Origin of the sequence: Bacillus mesophilum (assembly GCF_008923265.1) — a bacterium.
GTDB classification, from domain to species: domain Bacteria; phylum Bacillota; class Bacilli; order Bacillales; family Cytobacillaceae; genus Cytobacillus; species Cytobacillus mesophilum.
On sequence record NZ_WBOT01000001.1, the window covers coordinates 424284 to 449920 of the forward strand.

The 25637-nt window shown below is 40.3% G+C and carries 23 protein-coding genes; all 23 read left to right on the forward strand.

The window, feature by feature from the left end:
* The first annotated feature begins 5 nt into the window (after window positions 1–5).
* The 23 genes from F7732_RS02120 (at window position 6) to hslU (ending at window position 25476) form a co-directional block, all read left to right on the forward strand.
* A complete protein-coding gene (locus tag F7732_RS02120) occupies window positions 6–1772 on the forward strand; it encodes a vWA domain-containing protein (RefSeq protein WP_151572042.1) in 1767 nt (588 codons plus the stop codon).
* The gene (locus F7732_RS02125; protein ID WP_151572043.1) at window positions 1756–4356 is read left to right on the forward strand and encodes a VWA domain-containing protein; all 2601 of its coding nucleotides are present in this window, start codon (window positions 1756–1758) and stop codon (window positions 4354–4356) included. The genes F7732_RS02120 and F7732_RS02125 overlap by 17 nt, the downstream gene beginning before the upstream one ends.
* Window positions 4357–4794: 438 nt before the next feature.
* Window positions 4795–5127 carry a putative DNA-binding protein gene (locus tag F7732_RS02130; RefSeq protein ID WP_151572044.1) on the forward strand — a complete coding sequence of 111 codons (333 nt, stop codon included), beginning with the start codon at window positions 4795–4797 and terminating at the stop codon, window positions 5125–5127.
* Window positions 5128–5139: 12 nt separating this feature from the next.
* Window positions 5140–6492 (forward strand): signal recognition particle protein, encoded by a 1353-nt coding sequence (gene ffh / locus F7732_RS02135; protein ID WP_151572045.1) that lies wholly within the window; start codon window positions 5140–5142, stop codon window positions 6490–6492.
* A 108-nt stretch (window positions 6493–6600) separates the two neighbouring features.
* Window positions 6601–6873: a 30S ribosomal protein S16 gene (gene rpsP, locus F7732_RS02140; RefSeq protein WP_066446665.1), complete on the forward strand. Its 273-nt coding sequence runs from the start codon at window positions 6601–6603 to the stop codon at window positions 6871–6873.
* An 11-nt stretch (window positions 6874–6884) separates the two neighbouring features.
* Window positions 6885–7115 (forward strand): KH domain-containing protein, encoded by a 231-nt coding sequence (locus F7732_RS02145; RefSeq protein ID WP_151572046.1) that lies wholly within the window; start codon window positions 6885–6887, stop codon window positions 7113–7115.
* Window positions 7116–7413: 298 nt separating this feature from the next.
* Window positions 7414–7800 (forward strand): YlqD family protein, encoded by a 387-nt coding sequence (locus tag F7732_RS02150; protein WP_066446659.1) that lies wholly within the window; start codon window positions 7414–7416, stop codon window positions 7798–7800.
* Window positions 7801–7811: 11 nt separating this feature from the next.
* On the forward strand, window positions 7812–8330 hold the full coding sequence (rimM, locus tag F7732_RS02155; protein WP_066446656.1) for a ribosome maturation factor RimM: 519 nt from the start codon (window positions 7812–7814) through the stop codon (window positions 8328–8330).
* Window positions 8330–9067, forward strand: coding sequence for a tRNA (guanosine(37)-N1)-methyltransferase TrmD (gene trmD, locus F7732_RS02160; protein ID WP_066446654.1), 738 nt, complete (start codon window positions 8330–8332; stop codon window positions 9065–9067). The genes rimM and trmD overlap by 1 nt, the downstream gene beginning before the upstream one ends.
* A gap of 139 nt (window positions 9068–9206) precedes the next feature.
* Window positions 9207–9551: a 50S ribosomal protein L19 gene (gene rplS, locus F7732_RS02165; protein ID WP_066446651.1), complete on the forward strand. Its 345-nt coding sequence runs from the start codon at window positions 9207–9209 to the stop codon at window positions 9549–9551.
* A gap of 480 nt (window positions 9552–10031) precedes the next feature.
* Complete coding sequence (gene lepB / locus F7732_RS02170; RefSeq protein WP_066446650.1) at window positions 10032–10583, forward strand: signal peptidase I; 552 nt, start codon at window positions 10032–10034, stop codon at window positions 10581–10583.
* Window positions 10584–10623: 40 nt separating this feature from the next.
* A complete protein-coding gene (ylqF, locus tag F7732_RS02175; protein WP_151572047.1) occupies window positions 10624–11490 on the forward strand; it encodes a ribosome biogenesis GTPase YlqF in 867 nt (288 codons plus the stop codon).
* Window positions 11491–11578: 88 nt separating this feature from the next.
* On the forward strand, window positions 11579–12355 hold the full coding sequence (locus F7732_RS02180; RefSeq protein ID WP_151572048.1) for a ribonuclease HII: 777 nt from the start codon (window positions 11579–11581) through the stop codon (window positions 12353–12355).
* Between the two features lie 13 nt (window positions 12356–12368).
* Window positions 12369–14198 (forward strand): hypothetical protein, encoded by a 1830-nt coding sequence (locus F7732_RS02185; RefSeq protein ID WP_151572049.1) that lies wholly within the window; start codon window positions 12369–12371, stop codon window positions 14196–14198.
* Window positions 14195–14485, forward strand: coding sequence for an EscU/YscU/HrcU family type III secretion system export apparatus switch protein (locus F7732_RS02190; RefSeq protein ID WP_151572050.1), 291 nt, complete (start codon window positions 14195–14197; stop codon window positions 14483–14485). Before F7732_RS02185 ends, F7732_RS02190 begins: the two co-directional genes overlap by 4 nt.
* A 418-nt stretch (window positions 14486–14903) precedes the next feature.
* Window positions 14904–16064, forward strand: a complete 1161-nt coding sequence (sucC, locus tag F7732_RS02195; protein ID WP_151572051.1) for an ADP-forming succinate--CoA ligase subunit beta — start codon at window positions 14904–14906, stop codon at window positions 16062–16064.
* A 306-nt stretch (window positions 16065–16370) separates the two neighbouring features.
* Window positions 16371–17273 (forward strand): succinate--CoA ligase subunit alpha, encoded by a 903-nt coding sequence (gene sucD, locus F7732_RS02205; RefSeq protein ID WP_151572052.1) that lies wholly within the window; start codon window positions 16371–16373, stop codon window positions 17271–17273.
* 79 nt (window positions 17274–17352) lie between these two features.
* Window positions 17353–18231, forward strand: a complete 879-nt coding sequence (dprA, locus tag F7732_RS02210; protein ID WP_151572053.1) for a DNA-processing protein DprA — start codon at window positions 17353–17355, stop codon at window positions 18229–18231.
* Between the two features lie 413 nt (window positions 18232–18644).
* A complete protein-coding gene (gene topA, locus F7732_RS02215) occupies window positions 18645–20720 on the forward strand; it encodes a type I DNA topoisomerase (protein WP_151572054.1) in 2076 nt (691 codons plus the stop codon).
* A 420-nt stretch (window positions 20721–21140) separates the two neighbouring features.
* A complete protein-coding gene (gene trmFO / locus F7732_RS02220) occupies window positions 21141–22448 on the forward strand; it encodes an FADH(2)-oxidizing methylenetetrahydrofolate--tRNA-(uracil(54)-C(5))-methyltransferase TrmFO (protein WP_151572055.1) in 1308 nt (435 codons plus the stop codon).
* A 55-nt stretch (window positions 22449–22503) separates the two neighbouring features.
* Complete coding sequence (gene xerC / locus F7732_RS02225; protein ID WP_151572589.1) at window positions 22504–23406, forward strand: tyrosine recombinase XerC; 903 nt, start codon at window positions 22504–22506, stop codon at window positions 23404–23406.
* A gap of 105 nt (window positions 23407–23511) precedes the next feature.
* Window positions 23512–24054, forward strand: coding sequence for an ATP-dependent protease subunit HslV (hslV, locus tag F7732_RS02230; RefSeq protein ID WP_066446621.1), 543 nt, complete (start codon window positions 23512–23514; stop codon window positions 24052–24054).
* A 15-nt stretch (window positions 24055–24069) separates the two neighbouring features.
* Window positions 24070–25476: an HslU--HslV peptidase ATPase subunit gene (gene hslU, locus F7732_RS02235; protein ID WP_151572056.1), complete on the forward strand. Its 1407-nt coding sequence runs from the start codon at window positions 24070–24072 to the stop codon at window positions 25474–25476.
* Window positions 25477–25637: the final 161 nt, after the last annotated feature.

Sequence of the window (25637 nt, forward strand, 5' to 3'; positions counted from 1 at the left end):
TATATATGCAGTTTATAAGTCCGCTTTATTTCTCACTGATCCTGTTTTTAGGTGCCGTCATTTTATTTTATTTTTTCCGTAAGCAATATACCGAAAAGTCTGTTTCATCAAATATGCTCTGGCAGCAGACGCTGAATGAGTGGCAGGCTTCGCCATTTTTGAAAAAAATGCAGCAAAATCTATTGTTTTGGCTGCAGATTTTAGCACTTTTATTGCTGATGCTTGCCTTATCAGGCCCGGTTTTTAAGCAAAATGCCGTTGTTGGTGATGATGTCATCTTTGTGATTGATTCATCAGCCTCTATGTCAGCAGATTTTCAGGAAAAAGATCGCTTTACAGCTGCAAAAAATGAAATGCTACAAATTATAGATATTCTGAATGGACAAAATGTTACGATCATCCAAGCAGGTCAGCAGCCTCAGATATTGTTAAACAAAGAAAGCAATAAAAGTCATGCAGAACAGGTGGTTACTTCTCTGGAATTGACCTATGATCACGAATCAATGAATGAAGCATTGCGACTGGCGAATTCACTGGCAGGAGAAGGTAGTGCTATTCATATTTTTTCTGACAATGTCGAAGAAGAATTGGCAGCCGATGAACTTCCTAATCGTTATGTGCAGGTGCATAACATAGGAGAAAATGATGTGAATCTGTCATTAATTTCATTTGGTGTAACCTATACGGAGGGCAGGACTAGCGGTGTCGCTGTCATTGAAAATCAAAGTGATGAAAAACAAAATGCAGAGTTTGCCATTCTGGGAGAAGAACAGCAATTATTTCAACAATCGGTCGAAATTGAAGCTGGAGAAAGAGAAATCATCCAAGTTGGAGAATTAAAAGAACTGCCGCTGTATGAAGGGGTCATCTCTACGAAGGATGCCTACAGTGCAGATAATCAGCTGACCGCTGTTTTATCAAGCGGATCACCTCAGGTTTATAGTTTAGGTGAAACCAGTTCTTTTGCTGTACGGGGATTTGAGACCATTGGAGCCGAGGTGATTCAAGCGGCCGTTGGAGAATGGGATCAAGATAATAGGCAGGGTATCATTCTCGCAGAAGGAGACACATTGGAAGAGCTGCCGAATTTGCCAGCAATCTATTTTCACTCCTCAACAGAGAAGCTAGAACTGAATGAAGCTATAACAATACAGGAAGATCAGCTGCTGCAATTTGTTGATCATGACTCCCTCTATATTGGGCAAGCATCAAAACCTCTTGAAGGCAATTGGGAAACAATCATGCAAAGTGGGAATCATCCGCTGATTCAAAAAGGAAGTCATAATGGACAGCCTATAATAATTGTCAATTTTTCATTATCCGATTCAGATTGGCCCCTCCATCCAGGCTTTCCAATCTTTTTATTTAATGCATACGAATGGCTTTCTCAAGAAACAGACTTCCTTGGGTATTACCAGCCAGGAGAAGAAAAATGGCTGAATGTGAGCAATGCTATGCAAAGTATTGATATTTTTAATATTGAAGATGAAAACTTGTATTCTTTAAATTTAGAAAATGAAAGCTTTAGAGCACCAGTTCAGCCTGGTTCCTATCAGGCAGTGTCTCAAGATCATATTTATCATTTTGCGGTTGCGCTTGATGAAAGAGAGAAGCAGATCACATCTGGTCAATCGTTTACGTTAAACGAAAGAACGCTAGAGGCAAAACAAGCATCAAGTGTTAATGAGTCATTATGGTTCTGGCTCGCGCTGATTGCCCTTGTTTTCATAGCAATCGAGTGGGAGGTATACAGGCGTGGGCATCGAGTTTAAATATCCGTATCTATTATTATTGCTGATTCCTGCAGCACTTCTCATCTTTCTATATATGAGACAAGCGAAGAATTCGAGCCAGCGAGGCACTTCCTTAATTGCTATCATCAGAAGTTTAGTGTTTGTTTTGATAATTAGTGCACTGGCAATTCCTCAGCTGCTGCTTCCTTTAAAAGGAGAAACAGTTGTATTTGTGACAGATCGATCTGCGAGTGTTAAGGATGCCGACTCCCTGTCTTTAGGCTGGATTGAGGAGGCTGCAGCAAATAAAGGAGCGGACGATCAGTATGCCGTTGCCGCTTTTGGAGAAGATATCGTTCTGGAACAAAATCGCAGTGCTGATCAATCCATTATTACTCAATATAATGGAAAGCTTAATCCTGCCGAAACGAACCTGGAAGATGCCCTTTCGTTTGCTTCTACCATGATTCCCAATCAGGCAGGAGGCCGGATCGTTGTTTTTTCAGATGGAAATGAAACATCCGGCCGCAGTGAGAATGCAATACAAGTATTGAAAAACCGCGGAATCGAAATTGATTATATACCATTGCCGAGTGTGACAGGAGAGGATCTTGCAGTATCGAATGTAACTCTTTCTCCTTCCATTTACTTGGGGGAAGAAGTTCCGATTACGGTAACCATTGACAGCAATACTGAAAAACAAGCGGACATTCGTCTTTCTGTCAACAATCAGGAGGTCATTCAAAAAAAGGTTGACGTTAAAGAAGGAACAAATTTATACAGCTTCCGCTACCAAGCTGCAGAGGGCGGGATGAATGTATTTAAGGCGGAAGTAGCAGCAGCGGGCGATACCTTTACAGAAAACAATGTCATGCATGCCATATCAACTGTTCAAGCATCCCCAAAACTGCTGATTGTCCAGAATGAAGAAACTTCACAGCTGCCATCTGTATTTGAGGATGCTGGTCTTGAAACAGATGTACTGACACCTGAAAAGCTGCCTACGTCACTATCAGGATACTTATCATATCAATCTATTTTGTTTAATAACGTAGCAGCTACATCAATTACTGAGCAGCAGATGACTTTAATCGAGCAGGCAGTCAGAGAATTTGGTGTCGGGTTTGTGATGGCTGGAGGAGATGAAAGCTTTGGTCTTGGCGGTTATTTTAAAACACCGATCGAAAAGCTGCTCCCTGTTGATATGGATATTAAAGGAAAGAAGGAAATGCCTTCTCTTGGTTTGATGATCGTGTTGGACCGATCCGGCAGCATGAGCGGAAACAAACTCGAACTAGCCAAGGAAGCGGCCGCACGATCTGTTGAACTTCTCAGGGACGAAGATACCCTTGGTTTCATAGCATTCGATGACAGACCTTGGGAAATTGTTGAAACTGGACCTTTAAAAGATAAAAAAGATACGGTCGATAAAATTCGCTCTGTCACACCTGGTGGCGGTACAGAAATATACAGTTCATTAGAAATGGCTTATGAAGAGCTGGAAGAATTAAAGCTGCAGCGCAAACACATTATTTTACTGACAGATGGCCAATCGGCGACAAATAATGATTATGAAAGCTTAATTGAAGAAGGAAAAGAAGGCAATATTACACTATCAACTGTTGCATTAGGCGGAGATGCGGATCGTGCCCTGCTGGAGGAATTAGCTTCATTAGGAACTGGGCGTTTCTATGATGTTGCCGATTCTTCTGTTATTCCAAGTATTTTATCTCGGGAGACAGTCATGGCAACAAGAACCTATATCGAAGACCAGCCGTTTTATCCTGCCATTGGTCCATATCCTGATTGGCAGGGGCTGTTTAATGATGGAGTGCCGCAGATGAATGCATACATTGCCACAACAGCAAAAGACCGGGCGCTGGTGCCGCTATTAAGCGAGAAAGAGGATCCTGTGCTCGCTCAGTGGAGGTATGGGATGGGGCAAAGTATCGCTTTTACATCTGACTTCACTGGAAAGTGGTCTGGAGATTGGGCAAGATGGGGAAAATGGCCGCAGTTTCTAAATGAAATGGTAACGAAAACGCTGCCGCAGTTTGAGTCTGAACCTTTTAGCATTTCAGTGAACAAAACAGCTGAAAATACAGTGTTAACTGTTGAGTCGCAGTCGAAGCATTCTCTGCCGATTGAAGCATCGATTATCTCTGAAGACGGAGATGAAGTTGATGTCAGTACAAATATTGTGGCGCCGGGAGAATATGAAATTGTAGTTCCCGAATCGTCTGGCATGTATTTTTTATCGATTGCACAAACAGATGAAACTGGACAGCAGCATGCCTTTCAAACAGGCTTTACGATTCCTTACTCAGATGAATATCTAATACAAGGTACAAATGAGGATGTTCTGAAAAAGCTGGCTGAGGAAACGGGCGGCAAGAAACTGGAACAGCCTGAGGAAGCATTCCGGCCGCTTGCAGAAGCTGCTTATGATGTTCAGCCAATCAGTAAAATGCTGCTGCTGGCTGCTTTCTTGCTCTTTTTTATTGAAATTGCCATCAGGCGATTTGGATTGCATTCGCTGCTTTTGAAAAAAATGGAGCAATCGTATAAAGAAGAAAGAAAATGTTCAGCCTTCACCAATTCAGCAAAAGCGGGAACAGCCTAAAAAAACTGCGGAAAAGAAAGAAGTAAAACCAGCAGCTGAAACACCTGCAAAGATTCAAACTGCAAAATCAAATGAAAAGCATAAGTCAAAACCGAAGACGCTGACACCAGACGAACGAGCGGAAAATATGAACCGGCTTCTGGATGCGAAAAATAGAAAGAAAAGATAAAAAAGAAAAAACACATTATTTTGTCAAAGGTCAACCCGGTCAGACTAAAAGACCGGGTTTTCTTTTTAGCTTTCATGAAGTTAAGTATAAGTCCAGTCGATCTTCTTTCACGCTCTCCTGTCGGCAAATTTCCTTTGCAAAAGGTTGAATTCGCAGCAATCTGTGTCGTAACTCATATGCTTGGTTTGCTTGGCTTTTTCTTGACACACTACTTTGAACTATGTAAACTGAACATGTAAAGGCTTTTCACTTAACAAGGGGGTATGCTTATGTTAGAAAAGACGACGAGAATGAATTATTTGTATGATTTTTATCAGTCGCTGCTAACTCCGAAGCAAAGAAGCTACATGTCCTTGTATTATTTGGATGATTATTCTCTCGGTGAAATTGCTGAAGAGTACGAGGTTAGCCGTCAGGCTGTTTATGATAATATTAAACGTACAGAAGCAATGCTAGAAGAATATGAAGAAAAGCTGCTATTGCTGCAAAAATTTCAAGAGCGCAATAAACTGATTGCACAAATCAAGGAACTTTTAACTGAAGAAAATCCTTCAAAGCAAACAATCGGTGAAGCGATTGCAGAGCTTGAGAAATTAGATTAGGAGGCGGCATATATGGCATTTGAAGGTTTAGCCGACCGACTGCAGAATACGATTCAAAAAATCCGCGGCAAAGGAAAAATCGGGGAAGCTGACGTCAAAGAAATGATGCGTGATGTACGGCTTGCACTGCTTGAAGCCGACGTTAACTTTAAAGTAGTCAAAGAATTTGTCAAAAAAGTTAGCGAACGTGCTGTTGGGCAAGAAGTAATGAAAAGCTTAACACCCGGTCAGCAAGTCATTAAAGTGGTTAAAGAGGAACTGACAGAGCTTATGGGCGGAGAGCAAAGCAAAATTGCTGTTGCAAACCGGCCGCCAACCGTGATTATGATGGTAGGTCTGCAGGGTGCCGGTAAAACAACCACTACTGGAAAATTGGCGAATCTTTTGCGCAAAAAGTATAACAGGAATCCAATGCTTGTTGCAGCAGACATTTACCGTCCAGCAGCAATTAAGCAGCTGGAAACGCTAGGCAAACAGTTAAGTATGCCTGTTTTCTCATTGGGAGATCAAGTGAGCCCTGTTGAAATTGCCAAACAGGCAATAGCTAAGGCAAAAGAAGATCATCATGACTATGTGCTCATTGATACGGCAGGCCGTCTGCATGTCGATGAAGCATTAATGGATGAGCTTACGCAAATAAAAGAACTGACGAAACCGGATGAAATTTTCCTTGTCGTGGACGCAATGACTGGTCAGGATGCTGTTAATGTTGCATCAAGCTTTAATGAGCTGCTTGGCTTAACGGGCGTCGTTTTAACAAAGCTCGATGGAGACACGCGAGGCGGGGCTGCACTTTCGATTCGATCCGTTACCAATACACCGATTAAGTTTGTTGGTTTAGGGGAAAAGCTGGATGCTTTGGAGGCTTTCCACCCTGAGCGGATGGCATCCCGTATTTTAGGTATGGGCGATGTGCTTACCTTGATTGAAAAGGCGCAGGCAAATGTTGATGAGGAAAAAGCAAAAGAGCTGGAAAAGAAAATGCGCAGTGCATCATTTACACTCGATGATTTTCTTGAACAGCTTGGACAGGTCCGCAATATGGGACCTCTCGATGATCTTCTGAAAATGATGCCTGGAGCCGGCAAGATTAAGGGATTAGACAAAATGAAAATCGATGAGAAGCAAATCACGCATGTTGAGGCGATTATTCAATCGATGACAAAAGCAGAGAAAGAGCATCCTGAAACAATCAACGCGAGCAGACGCAAGCGGATTGCGAAGGGAAGCGGCAGAACTGTGCCTGAAGTAAATCGTTTATTGAAACAGTTTGATGAAATGAAAAAGATGATGAAACAGATGACAGGAATGCAGCAAAAAGGCAAGAAAAAAGGCGGCTTTAAGCTTCCATTTAAGCCTTTTTAACGTGAAAAAACAGCTTTTTTAGCTATGTAAAGAAAAAACACTTTACAAACCAATTAGAACTTGATATTATACTATCTTGTGTGAAACTATTCGGAGGTGCTTATTAAAATGGCAGTAAAAATTCGCTTAAAACGTATGGGAGCAAAAAAATCTCCTTTTTATCGTATTGTAGTAGCAGATTCTCGTTCTCCTCGTGATGGACGTTTTATTGAAACAGTAGGAACTTACAATCCAGTTGCAGAGCCTGCAATCGTTGATATCAACGAAGAGCTAGCGCTTAAATGGCTTCAAACTGGTGCTAAGCCATCTGACACAGTACGTAACTTATTCTCTAAAGAAGGCATTATGGAAAAATTCCATAACGCTAAGCACGGCAAGTAATTTGTTGCAAGATGAAAGAGCTGATCGAAACAATCGTTAAACCCCTTGTTGATTTTCCGGATGAAGTTCAAGTAGATGTTCTTGAAGAAGACAACAGAATAACCTACCAGCTTTCAGTCAACAGAAATGACATGGGCAAAGTCATCGGAAAGCAAGGGCGGGTTGCAAAAGCAATTCGAACTGTTGTATACGCAGCAGCATCATCACAGCAAAAGAAAATCTACTTAGAGATAACAGAATAACAATAGATAAGCTGCATCGGCTTGCTTTGCCCCTCGGGGTGGCTAGCCAGTGAAGCGAGGCTAGAGAATGAGAAAAAAGGAGGGGAAACCCTCCTTTTTTCTTATAGAGTTTCTGTTTTACTTACAAAACAAATTAAATAGCTTTAAAGGTGAAAGTTCTGGCACAGTTGCTGAATTCGACTAAATAGAAGTGCAGCTAAGTCTCTGTCTCGCTTTTCTAGTCTTTCCCAATCGACAGGTTTCCTTTAAATTCAGTTATAATAAAAATAGCGAGTTTGACTAGGAGGCGATGATCACATTGAAGCTCATACAGACGGTGACTATAAAACAAGTGCTCACGGAAACGACAAAAAAACAGCTGGAAACAGAATATGATACAGAACGCCAGCAGCTGCTAAAAGAAATCGACCAGCTTCATTTTGAAATGAAAAAGCTGGAAAAAACAAAAAAATATCAGGTCGGCAGTTTGCGAAATCAGTTTGAGAAGGAAATTCAAAAACGGGCTGAAAAAGAAAAACTGCTTGATTTTCAAATACAGCAATTACATATGCTACCTTTAGGCAGTGAAATAAAGTCAGACGAAGTACAAGCGCTCTTGGAGATAAAAGAAGGCGATCGCTGGGATTCGTTCCAGGAAAAGAAATACATTATCATCAAGGACGGGATTGTAGATGAAATTCGCTAGAGGTGATCAAAATGCAAAAATACTATAATGTAGGAAAAATTGTTAATACTCATGGAATTAAAGGAGAAGTAAGGGTTATATCAAAAACGGACTTTGCAGATGAACGATATAAGCCAGGCAATAGTCTTACCCTTTTTATGCCTGAAGCCAAAGAACCGATTGAGCTAACTATAAAATCACATCGAAAACACAAGAATTTTGACCTTTTAACATTTGACGGGTATGAAAATATTAATGAAATTGAAAAAATGAAAGGCGGCATTCTGAAGGTTTCTGAAGATCAGCTTGGTGCTTTAGAGGATAACGAATTCTATTACCATGAAATTATTGGCTGTGAAGTGAAAACAACAAGCGGTGAAGAGATTGGAAAAATTAAAGAGATCCTTTCTCCTGGAGCAAATGATGTATGGGTTATTAAAGGAAAAGGCGGTAAAGAACTTTTAATCCCCTATATCGAGGATGTTGTGAAAAGTGTAGACGTAAAAACGAAGCAAATCGTTATAGAGCCGATGGAAGGGCTGCTTTCATAATGAAGATTGATGTTTTAACGCTTTTTCCAGAAATGTTTGAAGGTGTTTTTGGTCATTCAATATTAAAAAAAGCAGCGGAACAGAAAGCTGCACAATACAACGTAGTCAACTTTAGAGACTACGCTGATAATAAACATAAAACAGTAGACGATTATCCTTACGGCGGGGGAGCGGGCATGGTTTTAAAGCCGCAGCCGATCTTTGACGCGGTGGAGGCTGTGAAATCTTCTAGTGAAGCCAAGCCTAGAGTGGTCCTATTATGTCCGCAGGGTGAACGGTATAATCAAAAGAAAGCGGAAGAATTGGCTGCTGAAGAGCATTTGATTTTTATCTGCGGTCATTATGAAGGCTATGATGAGCGCATTCGAGAGCATATTGTTACAGACGAAATTTCAATCGGTGATTTTGTTCTAACAGGCGGCGAGCTTGGGGCTATGGTGATCATTGATAGCGTTGTTAGACTTCTTCCGGGTGTCTTGGGCAATCAGGAATCTCATCAGAAGGATTCATTCAGCACAGGAATGCTTGAGCATCCACACTATACAAGACCAGCAGATTTCAGAGGTTTAAAAGTCCCTGACGTTTTAGTATCAGGCAATCACGCCCATATTGAGGAATGGAGAGTAAAGCAGTCTTTGAAAAGGACATATACAAGAAGACCTGATTTGCTTGAAGACCTTGAATTGTCGGAAACGCATAAAAAATGGCTGAATGAAATAAAAAAAGAGGATAAATAGCATTGAACTTGCTTTGTAAATATGCTATGATAATTTTTGTGACTTAGGCTGAACAAGTTTTAGCAGAGGTCTTATAACGATGTTCCGCTGCAAATAGAAATGTTGTGCATGAGCGTCTGTTCGAGAGGAGTTGAAAACGATGCAAAAATTAATCGAAGAAATCACAAAAGAACAACTTCGTTCTGACCTTCCTGCATTCCGTCCTGGTGATACTGTACGTGTACACGTTAGTATTGTTGAGGGAACTCGTGAGCGTGTTCAGGTATACGAAGGTGTTGTGATTAAGCGTCGTGGTGGCGGAATCAGTGAAACTTTCACAGTTCGTAAGATCTCTTATGGTGTAGGCGTTGAGCGTACATTCCCTGTTCATACACCAAAGATCGCGAAGCTTGAAGTGATCCGTCGCGGTAAAGTTCGCCGTGCTAAGCTTTACTACTTGCGTAACCTTCGCGGTAAAAAAGCTCGTATTAAAGAAATCCGATAATGTTAAAATGCTAAAGGAGCTTGATTATCAAGCTCCTTTTTCAATAGAAAAACTTTATGGTAACTAGGCTGAGCAAACGCCTTCCGCTTTTCTTTGATCCAGCTGCAGTGGCTAGCCCCTCGAGGTCTTAAGCCAATCCGTCTAAGAGGTTAAAGAACAACCTCTCAGCCGGCTCGTCTTAAGCTTGTCGGGGCTGAGCAAGCCACTTCCGCTTTTCATTGATCCAGCTGCAGGCGTTAGGGACTCGAGGTCTTAAGTCAATCTGTCCTAAAGGTTAAAAAACAACCTTTACGCCATCTTGCCTTAAGCTTGTCGTCCCTGAGCAAACGCCTTCCGCTTTTCTTGATAATATTACATAAATGTTAAATAATATAAATATAGGCTTCCCATCGTGTGTATGTGGAGAAACAGTTGTACAATAAGTTGAGGATATTATTTGTACTTATTTTAGACAGGAACTTTTTGAAAGATGGTGGGAATATGGCGAAAAAGAAAAATGAATTATGGGAATGGACGAAGGCTTTATTAATTGCGGTTGTTTTAGCGGCAGTAATCCGCTATTTTTTATTTGCGCCCATCGTAGTAGATGGTTTGTCTATGATGCCGACTTTGCATGATCAGGACCGGATGATTGTAAATAAATTTAGCTATACAATTGGAGAACCTGACCGTTTTGATATTATCGTTTTCCACGCACCAGAAAATAAAGATTATATCAAGCGTGTAATTGGCCTGCCAGGCGACACAGTGGAGTATAGGGATGATACCCTTTATGTGAACGGAGAAGCCTATGAGGAGCCATATTTGGACGAATACAGGGCCAAGGTCATTGATGGACCGTTAACAGAGCCTTTTACCCTTGAGGACAAAATTGGGGAGACAACAGTACCGGAAGGCCATTTATTTGTCATGGGGGATAACAGGAGATTCAGCAAAGACAGCAGACATATAGGGGCTGTGCCAATGGAAGAAGTGCTCGGAAAAGCGAGTGTCATTTATTGGCCGATTGAAGATGTACGTTTAGTGAATTAACACCAAGAGGAAGATAGCTTAAAAGAAAGAGGTGAACACATTGACGATTCAATGGTTTCCCGGCCATATGGCAAAAGCGCGCAGACAAGTAACAGAAAAGCTTAAATTAGTAGACATTATTTTTGAACTTGTTGATGCCCGTATCCCTTATTCATCACGAAATCCGATGATTGATGAAATCATCCAGCATAAACCGCGGCTTGTTTTATTAAACAAAGCGGATATGGCAGATCCTCATGCAACAAAGCAGTGGATTGAATATTTTAAAGGCAAAGGCATTAAGGCAATTGCGATCAATTCACAGGCTGGGCAAGGGATGAAGGATATTTCAGCCGCAGCACAAGAGGCACTTCAGGAAAAATTTGACCGCTTAAAAGCAAAAGGTGTAAAACCTCGTGCTATCCGCGCAATGATCGTTGGCATTCCGAACGCCGGAAAATCGACGCTCATTAATCGGCTTGCTAAAAAAAATATTGCAAAGACAGGAAATACACCTGGTGTCACGAAGGCACAGCAGTGGATTAAGGTAGGAAAAGAGCTGGAACTGCTTGATACTCCAGGGATACTATGGCCAAAATTTGAAGATCAAAACGTAGGCTTAAAGCTGGCGCTGACTGGTGCTATTAAAGACACCATTTTAAACCTTCAGGATGTAACGATTTATGCATTGCGCTTCTTTACTGAAAAATATCCTTCAAAGCTGAAAGACCGCTTCAGCCTTGAAGAAATCCCAGAAGATATTGTAGAGCTTTTCGATGAAATTGGAAAGCGCAGAGGCTGTCTGATGGGCGGAGGCGCTGTTGACTATGACAAAGTGACCGAACTTGTCATTCGGGAGTTTCGTTCCGAAAAATTTGGGAAAATCACTCTAGAGTGGCCGTCCGAATTAAATCAAGAAGCTGAATAAAGCAAATTAGGTCTTCTGACAAAGAAGGCCTTTATTTTTTGCCGTACAAACCGATAAAAAACGAAAGAGCTTTAAAAGGAGCAGCAGAATGAAACAAAGTATTGCAGAAATTAAAAATAGGCTTATAAACGTTCAGGATGAGAACGATCCATACCTAAAGCAGCTCTCAGCGGATGAACGCAAGGGAGTTCAGTCCTTAATCAGTGCATGGCATAAAAGAAGAGCGCTGGAAAAGAAAGAGCACGACAAATTTAAAGAGATGACCTATTTTGAAGAAAAATATCATAATCAGGGATATGAGCTGATCGCAGGCGTTGATGAAGTAGGAAGAGGGCCGCTTGCTGGGCCAGTTGTAGCGGCAGCGGTCATTTTGCCTGCAGATTTCTATCTCCCTGGTATTGATGATTCAAAAAAGCTTAACGAGCAAAAAAGACTAAGCTTCTTTCATACGATTATGGAACAAGCTGAAGCGGTCAGTATTGGCGTTATAGAGGTAGAAGAAATAGATATGATTAATATATATGAAGCGTCAAAAAAAGCGATGATAACCGCTGTAGCCACTTTAAAGACACAGCCGGATTTTCTCCTGATTGATGCCGTGAAATTGGATGTTCCCTATCCATATGAGGCTATAATTAAAGGTGATGGCAGATCTATTTCGATTGCGGCTGCATCCATTGTGGCAAAAGTAACGAGAGACAATATGATGAAAGCTTTAGACGAAAAACATCCCGGCTACGGCTTTGCAAGCAATATGGGGTATGGAACAAAGGAACATTTACAAGGGATTGAATCACATGGTGTTTTACATATTCATCGAAAAAGCTTTGCACCGATCAAGGAATATTTAGCAAAAAGCAGATAAGAGGGTGAACATAATGGGGCAGATGGGGATCGCGAGCCTTTTTATGAAGAATGATCATAACATTACTAATAAAACAGCACAGTTTAGACCCGGTCAGATTGTAAGTGGGAAAATCATTAAGCATTATCCAAACCAGACAGCAGAAGTGCAAATTGGCGGTCAAAAGGTTATCGCACAGCTGGAAACTCCGCTTGCAGCTAATGAGCGCTATTGGTTTCAGGTACAAAATGGGGAAGGTACCGTGCATTTGAAAGTTCTTGAAGGCCAAGGCCTAAATGGCAAAATGCCAACTGCTACCCCGGAGAGCCTCTTACAGCAGTTTCAGCTGCCTGCTACTAAAAATCATCTTGCTCTGCTTCAATTCTTTACTAAAGAGCAGCTTCCTCTGACGGCTGAAACCTTCAAGCAGGTTGCAGAGTGGCTAAAAAACAGCGAACCTTCCGGCAGCGGGCTGCAGGCAATAAAAGAAATGTTTACTCGGCAGCTGCCGTTTACAAAGCAAGTGTTTTCATCCTTGCAATCTGTTTTCGAACAAGAGTCATTATCGTCATTGCTGCAAAATTTGCAAAAAGAGCTGTCTCAGACTCCGGCAACAAGGGGCAATGCGCAGCTGACAACTTCTTTACAACAATTGACAGAATCCTTTCAGGAAAAGGCTGGGAAAGAGCTTATATCGCAAGTGTTAAAGCAATGGCTGACAGCTCCCGATCCCACCAGAGCAACGGCAGCTTTTAAACAGCTTCAAGCACTTGGTGTACTGCCTGAGAACAGTAATGAGCAAAATAGTTTAAAAACAGTTATCCGGACAATCTCTGAGCAGCTGCCTGCAGGAAAAGCAGAGATCACATCGGTATTAAGCGACATAGTAAGAAGTAATCAACCTTCAGATCGGCATCATTTTATTATGAATTTGACGAAATTGCAGGCGTTGATGCAAGAGCAAGGTCCCCAGCAGGAAGCACGCCAGAACCTGCTAAATGGAGTTAGATCAAATGCAATACAGCTGCCAATAGAAGCGGGAGCACTTCACAAGATGATTCAGCCTGCTTTGCAGCATGTTTTAACTGATGTACAGGACTTGGGAAGTATCCTAAACCAAAATCAGCAGCTGAATAATAGTATGATTCGAGCAGGACAATTGCTGTTTGACAGAGAACAAATTTCACTAATGAACAATCTTCAGGAACCTTCTGTGCCGGCAGAAGAACCTGCTCTTATTAGAGATCAGATGAAAAGTATAGTGAAACTTTTAGGTTTTTCACATGAACATGACGCACTGCAGGTGATCAAAAACCCTGATCATGAGGGTGTGAAAAACTTGGATTCTATTAAATCCCTTCTGCTGAGCAATTTGCGTGAGGATTTTTCCCCGGCATTGAAGGACGCAGCTGATAAGGTAATTCATAGAATTACAGGTCTTCAGCTGCTTTCACAAGAAGTAGGGCCAATACAGCAATATGTTTACCAAATCCCTTTTTCTTTTTTAGGGAAAACGAATGATGTGACCATGCAGTGGAGCGGGAGAAAAACAACTGAAGGAAAAATTGATCCGGATCATTGCCGTATCCTTTTTTATTTGAATCTTGATTCGTTAAAAGAGACAGTTGTAGATCTGCATGTGCAGGCAAGGGTTATTAACATGACTATAATCAATGATACACCGGATCTTAAGTCGGTAGTTCAGCCTTTTATTCCAATGTTAAAAGAGCGCCTGTTGGGGCATGACTATAAACTTTCTGCTCTTGAGTTCAAAACGAGTATAGATAATAAACAGCAGCCTGTCCAAACATCTTTTCTATCAAAAAATCAGCCTAAATTCAGCGGATTGGATATAAGAATATGAAAAACGAACATGAACGCAAAACAGCCATTGCGCTCTCGTATGATCAAAATAGCGAAAGTGCTCCAAAAATTAGGGCGAAAGGCAGCGGCTACATTGCCGAAAATATTCTCGAAAAAGCGCGGGAAAACGATATCCCGATTCAGCAGGACTCCTCACTAGTAGAACTGCTTGGAAACTTAAATATTAATGAAAACATTCCTGAAGATCTTTATCAGGCAGTAGCCGAAGTATTTGCATTTATCTATCGTTCAGACAAAGCAGCCGGGAAAAAGAGCAGGGGTTTTTAATTTTTAAACTTAAGTTAAGCTCAAACAATTGGCAGTTATATTTGCCTCATTGTTTGGGGTTTTCTTTTGTCTCGGATTAAAATGTTTTAGGCTGCCGAAATGCATAAACAATCCCTCGATTTATAAGAAATGCAAAAAAGTTTTTCAAGATGGTTGGCTATTTCCACAAAAAAGCATGAAGACTGAAGCGAAATAAAAGAATCGATAATATCTAAAGAGACTGAATAATCTTATTCTACTAAAATATTGCAAATTTCTTTGCACAAGCTAAACGATGATTTTTAAAGGGAAAAAGTCTTTTGTGCATTAAAATTGTAAAGAATTTAAATATTTCATCTATAATGCTAGACAAGGCTAGTGTCATTTTATAAAATGAAAGCGCAGTCTAATTTTGAAGAGCTTGATAGGAGGATGGGAAATGAATATACATGAGTATCAAGGTAAAGAAGTCCTCAGACAATACGGGGTAGCAGTTCCAAATGGAAAGGTTGCTTTTACGGTTGAGGAAGCTGTTGAAGCAGCAAAAGAACTTGGCACAGACGTTTGTGTGGTAAAAGCACAAATCCATGCTGGCGGAAGGGGTAAAGCCGGCGGTGTTAAGGTAGCGAAAAACCTTGACGAAGTCCGTACATATGCATCTGAAATTTTAGGGAAAACACTTGTTACACATCAGACAGGTCCTGAAGGTAAAGAAGTAAAACGCTTACTAATTGAAGAAGGCTGCGATATTCAAAAGGAATATTATGTAGGTCTTGTTTTAGACCGCGCAACTTCTCGTGTAACACTTATGGCATCAGAAGAGGGCGGCACTGAGATTGAAGAAGTAGCAGAAGAGACTCCTGAAAAAATCTTCAAAGAAGAAATTGATCCGGTTGTAGGCTTAACAGCTTACCAAGCGCGCAGAATTGCTTTTAATATTAATATTCCTGCTAAGCTTGTAAACCAGGCTGTTAAATTTATGATGGGCTTATATAGTGCTTATGTTGATAAAGATTGTTCAATTGCTGAAATCAACCCGCTTGTTGTAACAGGTGACGGAAAAGTAATGGCACTTGATGCGAAACTTAATTTTGATTCAAATGCCTTATATCGTCAAAAGGCAATTGTAGATTTCAGAGATTTAGAAGAAGAAGATGCAAAAGAAATTGAAGCATCAAAATACGATTTAAGCTACATTTCCTTAGATGGAAATATTGGCTGCATGGTTAACGGAGCCGGCCTTGCGATGGCAACGATGGATATTGTTAAACATTACGGCGGCGATCCGGCAAACTTCCTGGACGTTGGGGGCGGCGCAACAGCTGAAAAGGTAACAGAAGCATTTAAAATCATCCTTTCTGATCAAAATGTAAAAGGAATCTTTGTCAACATTTTCGGCGGAATTATGAAATGTGACATTATCGCAACAGGTGTAGTGGAAGCTGCAAAACAAGTTGGTTTATCCGTACCTCTAGTAGTCCGCCTAGAAGGAACAAACGTAGAGCTTGGCAAGAAAATTCTTGCAGAATCAGATATTGATATAATCGCAGCCGACTCCATGGCTGACGGAGCACAAAAAATCGTTTCCCTAGTCGGATAAAGTGATAATGCTGCTTTCTAAAAAGAATGTTATTAAACTTAGTTTAAGTAGTATTTTTTAAGTATATGCTGGTCGATTGAAACGGAAGGGTACGAGACTCCTGCGGGAGAAGTGAGAATGGTGAGACCCCGCAGACGCGTTAGCGTCGAGGAGGCTCAGCGCTCACCCGCGGAAAGCGAGTACCCTGGAGTGGAAATCAGTCTTATATATTTTGAAAAATAGTAATTTAAGAAAGCGAGCGAACAACACTTATACACTATTAAAATGTGATAAAAGATAACCCGGAAAACAGGAAGGAGAATTAACGTGAGCGTTTTTATCAATAAAGATACAAAAGTAATCGTTCAAGGAATCACAGGCTCAACAGCCCTTTTCCATACAAAACAAATGCTTGAATACGGTACAAAAATTGTCGGCGGTGTTACTCCTGGTAAAGGTGGAACTGAGGTCGAAGGAGTACCTGTATTCAACACAGTAAGTGAAGCAGTGGAAGCAACTGGTGCAAATGCATCTGTTATCTATGTTCCGGCTCCTTTTGCAGCAGATGCAATTCTTGAAGCAGTTGATGCTAAACTCGATCTTGCTATTTGTATTACAGAACATATTCCTGTCCTGGATATGGTGAAAGTTAAACGCTATATGGAAGGAAAGAAAACACGTTTAGTTGGACCAAACTGCCCAGGTGTTATTACTCCTGATGAATGTAAGATCGGCATCATGCCTGGCTATATTCATACAAAGGGCCATGTTGGTGTTGTATCCCGTTCTGGTACTTTAACATATGAAGCGGTACATCAGCTAACACAAGCAGGAATTGGCCAGTCTACAGCTGTAGGTATCGGCGGGGACCCTGTTAATGGAACAAACTTTATCGACGTGTTAAAAGCGTTCAATGAAGATCCTGAAACAAAAGCGGTTATCATGATTGGTGAAATCGGCGGTACTGCTGAAGAAGAAGCTGCTGAATGGGTAAAAGCCAATATGACAAAACCTGTTGTTGGCTTTATTGGCGGCCGTACTGCACCACCAGGAAAAAGAATGGGCCATGCTGGCGCGATTATTTCTGGCGGAAAAGGAACAGCTGATGAAAAGATCCGTGTTATGAATGAGTGCGGTATTGAAGTAGCAGACACTCCTTCAGTAATGGGTGAAACTTTAATTAAAGTATTAAGAGAAAAAGGTCTTTACGAACAATGTAAGACACATTAATAATATGGCAATAGGAAATAGTCCTCCAAAATCATGGAGGACTATTTCTGCATCATAAAAAAATAGCAGGAGGCTTACAATGGACGAATTCACAAGAAGATTAACCCATCTGCAGCAATGCAGAGGCATAGGCTGGAAGACTATTTATCATATATTAAAAGTAAACCCTACATTATCAGATCTTTATGAACAGAATTTCCTGCAACATTTCTCTTCTCTTTTTAAATCCCCTCAATTATTCAACACTGCTTTATTTGACCTTCACACAGATGCGAACCTTGAAAAAATTTCTCTCTATGACCAACATCAAATAAATCTGATTACAATAGCAGATCAATGTTATCCTCAAAGATTAAAGGAAACATTTCAGCCGCCATGGGTACTATATGCTAAAGGTAATATAACTTTGTTAAATCATAATGATTGCCTTGCTGTGGTGGGGTCAAGGGAAGCGACCCCCTATGGTCAAAAAGCAATAAAATGTTTATTTCCTAAACTAATTTCTGAAAAAGTTGTGATTGTCAGTGGATTAGCAGCAGGAATTGATACCATCGCACACGAAACAGCTATTAAAGAAGGCGGACAAACAATTGCCATCATAGCAGGTGGATTTTTTAATATTTACCCAAAAGAGAATACGGCCTTGGCAGAGCATATAATGAAAGACCATCTCTTGCTCTCTGAGTATGCTCCTGATTCTAAGCCGGCCAGATGGCAATTCCCGCAAAGGAATCGAATAATCAGCGGGATATCCAGAGCTACACTTGTTGTACAGGCAAAGAGAAGAAGCGGTTCTCTCATCACCGCAAGTACCGCGCTTAACGAAGGAAGAGATGTTTTCGCCATTCCTGGAGATATAACCGATCCCGCTTATGAGGGAACAAATGAGATTATTCAAAAAGGTGCAAAGCTCATTATCAGAGCGGAGGACATTCTAGAAGAGTTAAAATACAATTGAATTTCTGTAATTCTCAAATATTTCTTGTATGGATTTTATTCTTTCAAAAAGTGAGAAAAAAGCTTTTTTATAAATAAAAACAACCAAAAATAAAGGAATTTGTGTAAAAAGCTTGAATTTCTATAAAAACTGTTATACATTTTGCAACAGATGTTTGTCACCGATTTCATAAAAAATAAAAACGATTATGATGGATAATAGGTTGAAAAATGGTAGATATTCTGATGAAATGAGGACTCATCAGCTTAAGCACAACCCTATTTAAATTTGACAAAGCTGAATAATATGATAAATAATATGAATATTTCCTGTAGATTAGTAAAAATAGCAAGCTAAAATAAATTCAAAAAAATGAATAATAAGGGAATCATGACAATAATGAAAAAAATCAACCCTCTTAAGGAGGACAATAGATGTCTGAGTTTTTAGTAATAGTGGAATCACCAGCAAAAGCAAAAACGATCGAGCGTTATCTCGGTAAAAAATATAAAGTAAAAGCGTCGATGGGCCATATCAGAGACTTGCCTAAGAGCCAAATGGGCGTAGATGTAGAAAATAATTTTGAGCCCAAATATATCACCATTCGAGGCAAAGGCCCAGTCCTAAAAGAATTGAAAACAGCAGCTAAAAAGGCTAAGAAAATTTATCTCGCAGCTGACCCGGATCGTGAAGGAGAAGCAATTGCCTGGCATTTAGCACATAGTCTTGATATTGATATAGCTTCAGATTGCAGAGTTGTCTTTAATGAAATTACAAAGGATGCAATCAAAGAATCATTTAAACATCCGCGTGCCATTAATATGGACTTGGTTGACGCACAGCAAGCGAGAAGAATGTTAGATAGACTTGTAGGCTACAATATTAGCCCGCTCCTTTGGAAAAAGGTAAAGAAAGGGCTAAGTGCAGGAAGGGTTCAATCTGTTGCTGTAAGATTAATTATTGACCGTGAAAAAGAAATCAAGGATTTCATTCCAGAAGAATATTGGTCAATTGATGGAGAATTCCTTAAAGGAAAAACAGCTTTTGAGGCTTCCTTTTACGGAGTAGATGGGAAAAAGGTTGAATTAGGTTCAGAGGCATCTGTAAAGGATGTTCTCAAAAAGATGAAGGGTAACAGCTTTACCGTCACTTCTGTTACAAAAAAAGAGAGAAAAAGAAATGCAGCTGTTCCTTTTACAACTTCCTCTCTTCAGCAGGAAGCGGCACGCAAATTAAACTTCCGTGCAAAAAAGACCATGATGCTTGCGCAGCAGCTGTATGAAGGAATAGACTTGGGCAAAGAAGGAACAGTTGGTCTAATCACATATATGAGAACAGACTCAACTAGAATATCTGAGATTGCTCAAACCGAAGCGGCAAATTATATTGAACAAACCTTCGGAAAAGAATATCTATCACTTGATAAAAAGAAAGAAAAGAAAAACGCAAATACACAGGATGCCCATGAAGCGATAAGACCGACCAGCACATTAAAGGAACCATCCAGTATGAAGGACTTCTTATCACGTGATCAGCTTCGTCTGTACAGACTGATTTGGGAACGTTTTGTTGCAAGTCAAATGGCTCCTGCTATTATGGATACAATGAGTGTTGACTTAAATAATGGTCCAGTCATTTTTAGAGCGACAGGATCAAAAGTGAAATTTCAAGGTTTTATGAAGGTATATGTTGAGGGATCTGATGATCAGTCAGAAGAGAAGAATAATATGCTGCCAAATCTCCAAGAAGGAGACGAGGTTCTAAAAAAAGAAATTGAACCAAAACAGCATTTTACACAGCCGCCGCCAAGGTATACAGAGGCAAGACTCGTAAGAACAATGGAAGAACTGGGAATTGGCCGTCCATCTACATTCGCTCCAACTTTGGACACGATTCAAAAACGCGGTTATGTTTCATTGGATAATAAGCGTTTTATCCCTACTGAACTTGGTGAGATTGTACTTGAACTTATTCTCGAGTTTTTCCCTGACATCCTGGATGTTGAGTTTACAGCCAAAATGGAACAGGATCTTGATTACATTGAAGAAGGCAAAGTAAACTGGGTAAAAATTATTGATGATTTTTACGGTGATTTTGAAAAACACCTAGAGGTAGCAGAAAAGGAAATGCAATCTGTTGAGATCAAAGATGAACCTGCCGGTGAAGATTGCGAGATGTGCGGGAGCCCAATGGTATTTAAAATGGGCAGGTACGGAAAATTTATGGCGTGCAGCAATTTCCCAGACTGCCGAAACACAAAACCAATTGTTAAAGAAATTGGTGTAAAGTGCCCTAAATGTAAGGAAGGCAATATAATAGAAAGAAAAAGTAAAAAGAAACGGATTTTCTATGGTTGTGACCGTTTTCCAGAGTGTGACTTTATTTCGTGGGATAAGCCGCTTGCGCGCAGCTGTCCAAAATGTGATAACACTCTCGTGGAAAAGAAGCTTAAAAAAGGCGTGCAAGTACAATGTGTGGAATGTGATTATAAAGAAGAACCACAAAAGTAAGAGCAGGCAAACGCCTGCTCTTTTCAATTTTTTAGGAGGCTGGAGAGTCCATATTATCCTTGTTGGGGAGATTATTTGAAAAAAGAGTGCTCTTGCTTTCCTTTTTTCTTATCGTGTTGTACAATGCAGATTGGATATTTAACATTATCCTGTTGAAAAAGAATATTAATCGCATTTTATAGCAAAAATGAGCGTATCCTGCCAAAATGAAACTTAAGGACGATGTTAATCGTATACTATTCGTAAGGACGCTAAATCCAAGTCAAATTCAAAGGTTTACAGTAATTATTCCTTACATGATGATTCATTAGAACGTTCTATGACCACTTTGTGCGCTTTACCGCTTTAAAGTGGTATAAGTTCAACTTATTAAGAAGTTATAAACCATTAGCATGATTGTACATACTGGAGGAATTGAAATTGGAAAATAGAATTGTGAATGTAGTCGGCGCTGGTTTGGCTGGCAGTGAAGCAGCTTGGCAAATTGCAAACCGCGGAATCCAAGTTCGCTTATATGAAATGAGACCGGTTAAACAGACACCTGCTCACCATACAGATAAATTTGCAGAATTAGTATGCAGCAACTCGCTGCGTGCGAACAATTTAACCAATGCAGTAGGTGTTTTAAAGGAAGAAATGAGAAATCTAAACTCTGTGATCATAAACTCTGCAGATCAAAGTGCAGTTCCAGCTGGGGGAGCACTTGCAGTTGACCGCCATGACTTTGCTGCCCGTGTTACAGAGCAAGTGAAGAATCATCCAAATGTAACGGTCATTCAGGAAGAGGTAACCGAGATTCCAGAAGGTCTTACCGTGATCGCAACTGGCCCGCTGACGAGTCCTGCTTTATCAGAAAAGCTAAAGCAGCTTTCCGGTGAAGAGTACTTATACTTTTATGATGCTGCAGCACCGATTATTGAGAAAGACTCAATCAATATGGACAAGGTGTACTTAAAATCCCGTTACGATAAAGGAGAGGCAGCATATTTAAATTGCCCAATGACTGAAGAGGAATTTGAAACGTTTTATCAGGCATTAGTATCTGCAGAAACGGTTCCTTTAAAAGAATTTGAAAAGGAAATCTTTTTTGAAGGGTGTATGCCGATCGAAGTAATGGCAGGCCGCGGTAAAAAGACAATGCTATTTGGTCCAATGAAGCCGGTTGGGTTAGAGGATCCTAAAACAGGAAAACGTCCGTTTGCAGTCGTACAGCTTCGCCAGGATGATGCAGCGGGAACTTTATATAATATTGTAGGTTTCCAAACGCATTTAAAATGGGGTCCGCAGAAAGAAGTTATTCGTTTAATACCAGGTTTGGAAAACGCTGAAATTGTACGTTATGGCGTGATGCACAGAAACACATTTATTAATTCTCCTAAAGTTCTGCGCGCAACATACCAATTCCAGAATCGTTCTGACCTGTTCTTTGCGGGTCAAATGACGGGAGTGGAAGGATATGTTGAATCAGCAGCTAGCGGACTAGTAGCTGGCATCAACGCTGCAAGAATTGTTGAAGGGAAAGAGCCGCTTGAATTCCCGCACGAGACAGCGATTGGCAGCATGGCACGTTATATCACAACTGCTAATTCGAAAAACTTCCAGCCAATGAATGCAAACTTTGGGTTATTCCCGGATCTGCCAGTGAAAATTAAAGGAAAAAGTGAAAGAAATGAACAGCATGCAAATAGAGCATTACAAACAATTCAGAACTTTGTGAAAAATTTGTAAAGTTTCTTGCAAGAGCTGCTGATGTGTGATACTATTTAGTAGCTCTTGCGAGGTGATTTGTTTGAATGTAAACGTTTCTTTAGATCTATTTATTGAATATTTACAAATCGAAAAAAATTATTCCCAGTATACCATCGAGCATTATCAGTATGATATTCGAGAATTTTTTTTGTTCATGTCTGAACAAGGAATTGAATCAGCGAGCCAAGTTCAATATAGTGACGTGAGAATTTTTTTAACAGACCTCTACAATAAGAAGCTGAAAAGAAAATCAGTAGCAAGGAAAATTTCATGCCTACGCAGCTTTTTTAAGTTTCTGGTGAGGGAAAAAATCATCACAGAAAATCCCTTTTCACTTGTGTCTATTCCTAAAAGTGAAAAAAGGCTGCCACAGTTTTTTTACGAAGAAGAGCTCCAGGTATTATTCGAGGCCTGTGAAACAGACACAGCTTTAGGGCAGCGCAATAAAGCTCTGCTTGAGCTTCTTTATGCAACTGGCATGCGTGTAGGGGAATGTGCAAAGATCACATTGAAAGATTTAGATTTTCACATTTCTACGGTGCTTGTGCATGGGAAAGGAAGCAAGGACCGTTATATTCCATTTGGCAGCTTTGCTCATGAAGCATTGGAAGCATATATACATAATGGCAGAAAAGAATTGATGGGAAAAGGCGGAGAAGATGATCATCTGTTTTTGAATTATCGAGGGAAGGGTATCAGTGAAAGAGGGATCCGCAATGTCCTTGATAAATTGATCGAGAAATCGTCTCTAAATGGAAAGATTCACCCTCACATGCTGCGCCATACCTTTGCTACGCACCTAATGGCAAATGGGGCAGATATGCGGACCGTGCAAGAGCTATTAGGGCATGCTTTCTTATCTTCTACACAGGTTTATACACATGTAACAAATGAATATTTGCGAAATACCTACATGTCGCATCATCCTAGAGCTTAATTTTTGTCATAACTGTTTCGTTTTTTGGTTATTAATGAATATAGATCTTTTTAATGGGCGATTGCTCCCTATTAAATAAATGACTCTCCAAAAGGAGGAATTAGGATGTCTCAATTTCATGCAACAACAATCTTTGCTGTACAGCATAATGGTGAATGTGCCATGGCTGGTGATGGACAGGTTACATTCGGAAATGCTGTAGTAATGAAGCACACAGCAAAAAAGGTGAGAAAGCTTTTTAATGGAAAAGTGGTTGCCGGATTTGCTGGATCTGTTGCTGATGCATTTACATTATTTGAAAAGTTTGAAGGAAAGCTTGAAGAATATAATGGCAATCTGCAAAGAGCAGCTGTTGAGCTTGCAAAAGAGTGGAGAAGTGATCGAGTACTCCGAAAGCTTGAAGCAATGCTGATCGTAATGAATAAAGAAGGTTTATTACTTATTTCAGGCACAGGGGAAGTCATTGAACCGGATGACGGAATTTTAGCCATTGGTTCTGGAGGTAATTATGCGCTTTCAGCAGGCAGATCTTTAAAAAGATATGCAGGTGAGCATTTAACTGCAAAGGAAATTGCTAAAGCATCTCTTGAAACGGCTGCGGAAATTTGTGTGTATACAAACCATAATATCGTTGTAGAAGAATTATAGAGAGGAGTGCTCAAAATGGCAAAAGGAACAAATTTAACACCAAGGCAAATTGTTGATAAGCTGGATCAGTATATTATTGGGCAAAAAGACGCAAAGAAGGCAGTTGCTGTCGCTTTGCGCAATCGCTATCGCAGAGCATTGTTAGATGAGCAGCTCCGTGATGAAATCAGTCCGAAAAATATCTTAATGATCGGACCTACAGGAGTAGGTAAAACGGAAATTGCCAGACGGATGGCTAAATTAGTTGGCGCACCTTTCGTAAAAGTGGAAGCAACAAAGTTTACCGAAGTTGGTTATGTAGGCCGTGATGTTGAGTCAATGGTTAGAGATCTGGTTGAAACTTCTGTAAGGCTTGTCAAAGAGGAAAAGATGGCAAGTGTTAAAGAGCGTGCAGAAGAAAATGCTAATCGCAGACTTATATCTTTATTAGTGCCAAGCAGCAAGAAAAATACTTCCTATAAAAATCCGCTTGAGATGCTATTTGGCGGCGGAAATGAACAAACTGAACAGGAACAATCTAATAGTGAAGATATTTCCCTGCAAGAAAAAAGAAAAGTCATCAAGATGAAGCTGGAACTTGGCGAACTTGAAAACGAAATGATCACTGTGGAGGTTGAAGAACAGCAGCCTTCAATGTTTGATATGCTTCAAGGGTCAGGAATGGAGCAAATGGGCATGAATATGCAAGATGCATTAAGCGGATTTATGCCTAAGAAGAAAAAGAAGCGTAAGCTGACTGTAAGAGAAGCAAGAAAAGTCTTAACAAATGAGGAAGCTCAGAAGTTAATTGATATGGATGAGGTTGGCCAGGAAGCTGTGTTTAGAGCAGAGCAATCAGGGATCATCTTTATTGATGAAATCGATAAAATTGCCAGCAAAAATAACGGAGGTTCTTCGGCGGATGTATCACGTGAAGGTGTGCAAAGAGATATCCTGCCAGTTGTAGAGGGATCAACAGTAGTGACCAAATACGGCTCCGTGAAAACGGATCACGTACTATTCATGGCTGCAGGAGCATTTCACATTGCAAAGCCTTCTGACCTGATTCCAGAACTGCAGGGGCGCTTCCCAATCCGTGTTGAACTGACAAAGCTGACAGTTGACGATTTCTTTAAAATCCTTGTTGAGCCGGATAATGCGCTGATTAAACAATATCAAGCTTTATTGGAAACAGAAGGTATACAAATTGAATTTTCTGACGATGCTATTCGTAGGATTGCTCAATTTGCATTTGATGTGAATCAAAATACAGATAATATCGGTGCGAGACGACTTCACACCATTTTGGAAAAACTGCTTGAGGACTTATCCTTTGAAGCGCCGGAAGTCACTTTAGAAAAGATTACAATCACTCCTCAATACGTTGAAGAGAAACTTGGTGCCATTTCACGTAATAAGGACCTTAGCCAATTTATCCTGTAAGTCGTTTTTAAAGCAAAGAGTAAGGGTATTATGAAAACACTCCTGCATTAAAATAGGATTTAATGAAGAGTTTTTAGCTAGGCTTTTTCCAGCAATATGTACAAACATAGGTTCTTTAAGAAACTGTAAAATGTACCTGAAAACAGCCTCAAAATATGATA

Excerpts from the sequence above, each read along its gene's own strand:
- F7732_RS02120 (WP_151572042.1), top strand. The coding sequence starts at position 6 with ATGCAGTTTATAAGTCCGCTTTATTTCTCACTGATCCTGTTTTTAGGT.
- F7732_RS02130 (WP_151572044.1), top strand. The coding sequence starts at position 4,795 with ATGTTAGAAAAGACGACGAGAATGAATTATTTGTATGATTTTTATCAG.
- ffh (WP_151572045.1), top strand. The coding sequence starts at position 5,140 with ATGGCATTTGAAGGTTTAGCCGACCGACTGCAGAATACGATTCAAAAA.
- rpsP (WP_066446665.1), top strand. The coding sequence starts at position 6,601 with ATGGCAGTAAAAATTCGCTTAAAACGTATGGGAGCAAAAAAATCTCCT.
- F7732_RS02145 (WP_151572046.1), top strand. The coding sequence starts at position 6,885 with ATGAAAGAGCTGATCGAAACAATCGTTAAACCCCTTGTTGATTTTCCG.
- rimM (WP_066446656.1), top strand. The coding sequence starts at position 7,812 with ATGCAAAAATACTATAATGTAGGAAAAATTGTTAATACTCATGGAATT.
- trmD (WP_066446654.1), top strand. The coding sequence starts at position 8,330 with ATGAAGATTGATGTTTTAACGCTTTTTCCAGAAATGTTTGAAGGTGTT.
- rplS (WP_066446651.1), top strand. The coding sequence starts at position 9,207 with ATGCAAAAATTAATCGAAGAAATCACAAAAGAACAACTTCGTTCTGAC.
- lepB (WP_066446650.1), top strand. The coding sequence starts at position 10,032 with ATGGCGAAAAAGAAAAATGAATTATGGGAATGGACGAAGGCTTTATTA.
- F7732_RS02180 (WP_151572048.1), top strand. The coding sequence starts at position 11,579 with ATGAAACAAAGTATTGCAGAAATTAAAAATAGGCTTATAAACGTTCAG.
- F7732_RS02185 (WP_151572049.1), top strand. The coding sequence starts at position 12,369 with ATGGGGCAGATGGGGATCGCGAGCCTTTTTATGAAGAATGATCATAAC.
- F7732_RS02190 (WP_151572050.1), top strand. The coding sequence starts at position 14,195 with ATGAAAAACGAACATGAACGCAAAACAGCCATTGCGCTCTCGTATGAT.
- sucC (WP_151572051.1), top strand. The coding sequence starts at position 14,904 with ATGAATATACATGAGTATCAAGGTAAAGAAGTCCTCAGACAATACGGG.
- dprA (WP_151572053.1), top strand. The coding sequence starts at position 17,353 with ATGGACGAATTCACAAGAAGATTAACCCATCTGCAGCAATGCAGAGGC.
- topA (WP_151572054.1), top strand. The coding sequence starts at position 18,645 with ATGTCTGAGTTTTTAGTAATAGTGGAATCACCAGCAAAAGCAAAAACG.
- hslV (WP_066446621.1), top strand. The coding sequence starts at position 23,512 with ATGTCTCAATTTCATGCAACAACAATCTTTGCTGTACAGCATAATGGT.
- hslU (WP_151572056.1), top strand. The coding sequence starts at position 24,070 with ATGGCAAAAGGAACAAATTTAACACCAAGGCAAATTGTTGATAAGCTG.